The 2,299-nt window shown below is 36.3% G+C and carries 4 protein-coding genes; all 4 read right to left on the minus strand.

Translation table 11 applies throughout. The features are described from left to right. Positions 1-806, minus strand: an 806-nt coding sequence (locus tag KHW44_RS08765; RefSeq protein ID WP_304068545.1) for a PTS ascorbate transporter subunit IIC, incomplete at its 3' end; no start/stop codon positions are given. A 17-nt stretch (positions 807-823) separates the two neighbouring features. Continuing rightward, positions 824-1,099 carry a PTS sugar transporter subunit IIB gene (locus tag KHW44_RS08770; protein ID WP_278731637.1) on the minus strand — a complete coding sequence of 92 codons (276 nt, stop codon included), beginning with the start codon at positions 1,097-1,099 and terminating at the stop codon, positions 824-826. Continuing rightward, positions 1,092-1,562, minus strand: a complete 471-nt coding sequence (locus KHW44_RS08775) for a PTS sugar transporter subunit IIA (RefSeq protein ID WP_304068550.1) — start codon at positions 1,560-1,562, stop codon at positions 1,092-1,094. Before KHW44_RS08775 ends, KHW44_RS08770 begins: the two co-directional genes overlap by 8 nt. Before the next feature lie 107 nt (positions 1,563-1,669). After that, positions 1,670-2,299 (minus strand): AEC family transporter (locus KHW44_RS08780; RefSeq protein WP_304068553.1); only part of this gene is annotated, 630 nt, incomplete at its 5' end.

Raw genomic sequence — 2,299 nt, forward strand, 5'->3', positions numbered from 1 at the left:
ACACCAACTGCGAAGTTTAATGCAGAGATGATTGCAAACAAATATGGGTTTTGTCCGTTAGACATTTTGCCAACGAAATCTGGACCAGCTTTGATGCTTGCGATTAGATAGAACACAATCATTGTTAACGCTGTTGAAATTGTAGTATTTCTCAAGAAACCCCATTTTTCAGGAATTTCGATATCTTCAGTTGATTTGGAATCTTTTCCAACTAATGAACCGATAAACGCCGACAAATAATATCCCAATGAACCAAAGTGACCAAGAGCTATTTCGTCTCCGTCAGTAGCTTTCAAAGTGTATTTTTGTCCGATTGCTGGAGAGATTGAACTCCAAGCTCCCAATATAAATCCACCAGCCAATACCAAAGCCACGCCCTTAAATCCGATTGCACCTAAAGTTGCTGACAATAGACAAGCCATGAAAAAGCTGTGGTGACCAGTTAAGAAAATATATTTGTATCTTGTAAATCTTGCTATTAATAAGTTAAAAATAAGTCCTACTAACAAAATTGACATTGTTTCTACGCCCAAAACTTTTTGTGCAACAGATGTGATAGCTTCGTTATTAGGAACAACACCTGTGATGTTGAATCCGTGTTGAATCATTTGACTCAATGGATCCAAGTTAGTCGTGATGACATTTGCACCTGCAGCCAACATTAAATATCCTAAGATTGGACCTAATGTACCAGTCATTACCTTGTGAGCTGGTTTTTTAAGAGCGATAAGACCTACCATCGCGATAAGACCCATCAAAAACGCAGGTTCAGATAAAATATCCTTTATTACGTTTAAAAATCCCATAAATTCCTCCTAAATTTTTATTTGAATTCTTCTAATACAGGAACCAAATCTTCTTCGATTTTCTTTCTGTTAGTGTAGCTTTTTACAATGGCTACTTTTTGATCATCTGAAAAAATTGATTTGAATTCCTTAACAGTTACGAAAAGGTCAGCGCCCTTTCCTACAGCTGCGTTAGAATCACAAGATTCAACGTTCGCTTCAATTCCCATTTCCTTGCAAATAGTTTCAACCTTCATTTTCAAAAGAAGACTACTTCCAATTCCATTACCACATACAGTAACAATATTAATCATCATTTCCCTCCTCTAATTTTTTGTTAATAATATCCAACATTTCGTCCTCAGATTTTGCGTCGATAAGCTCATCTGTGATTTCGTCCGAATCCAAAAGCACTGCCAACTGTTGAAGTGCTACAATGTGTGATGAAGAATCTACCGCTGCCAAACAGAACAAAATTCTTACCCAGTTGTCCTCATCCTCTTCTTCGTTTCTAAAATTCACAGGCTCATTTAATTTTGTCAAACTAATAGCCATTTTAGCTACATTGCCGTTTGGTCGTGCGTGAGGAACCGCAATGTTCGGAGCAAGCACAATGTAAGGGCCAGCATCCTCAACGCTTTTTATCATGTCTTCTACATATTGTTCGTTAATGTAACCATTGTCCAACAAACTTTTTGCTGCAATTCTGATTGCATCCTTCCAATCATTTGCACGATCTTCAATTCGTATTAATTCTTTTTTTATTAAATCGCTCAAACTATCACCTCTTTACAAAAAAATATTGGTTAACAAAAGTATTGTTAACCTTATTTTACCATATATTCACATTAGATTATATATGCGTTTCAAAAAAATTTGCCAATTTAAAGGATTAAACTACCAATAGTAATTATCACCGGCAAAGTCACCACCGAAAATATCGTCGACAAACACAAAGCCCTTGATGGAAAATCCGTAGATTTATTAAACATCAAACAGAAAAGCACGCTCACTCCTGCAATCGGAGCTGATGCCATCGCCAACGTTGCAATCTTTGCATCTGTTTTCATCGGAATAATGAACAAAATTGCGATATAAATCAAAGGAAACAAAATATTTCTGATAAAAGAAACTTCCCACGCCATTTTATCCCTGTGAAAGGGCTCAGTAATACTCACGAAATTTGCGCCGATAATTATCATACTAAGAGGAGTATTCATACTAGCCAAATAAAAAACAGGTTTTGTCACAACATTCGGCATTTTATAAATAACCCCGAAGAAAAACAAAATAAATCCCAAAACAGACGAAATAATACAAGGATTTTTCACAACTTTGTTCCATTGGATCTTGCCATTTCCAGTCATCTCGTACAAACCAATTCCATGACTCCACAACAAAATATTGAACACCGCCAAGTAAGGAATTGCAAAAAATGTTCCATCAGCTCCAAGCAATGCTTCAATCAAAGGAATCCCCATGAAACCACAATTGCTATACACAGATGCAAACTT

Origin of the sequence: Finegoldia magna (assembly GCF_018371055.1) — a bacterium.
In the GTDB taxonomy this organism is placed as follows: domain Bacteria; phylum Bacillota; class Clostridia; order Tissierellales; family Peptoniphilaceae; genus Finegoldia; species Finegoldia magna_I.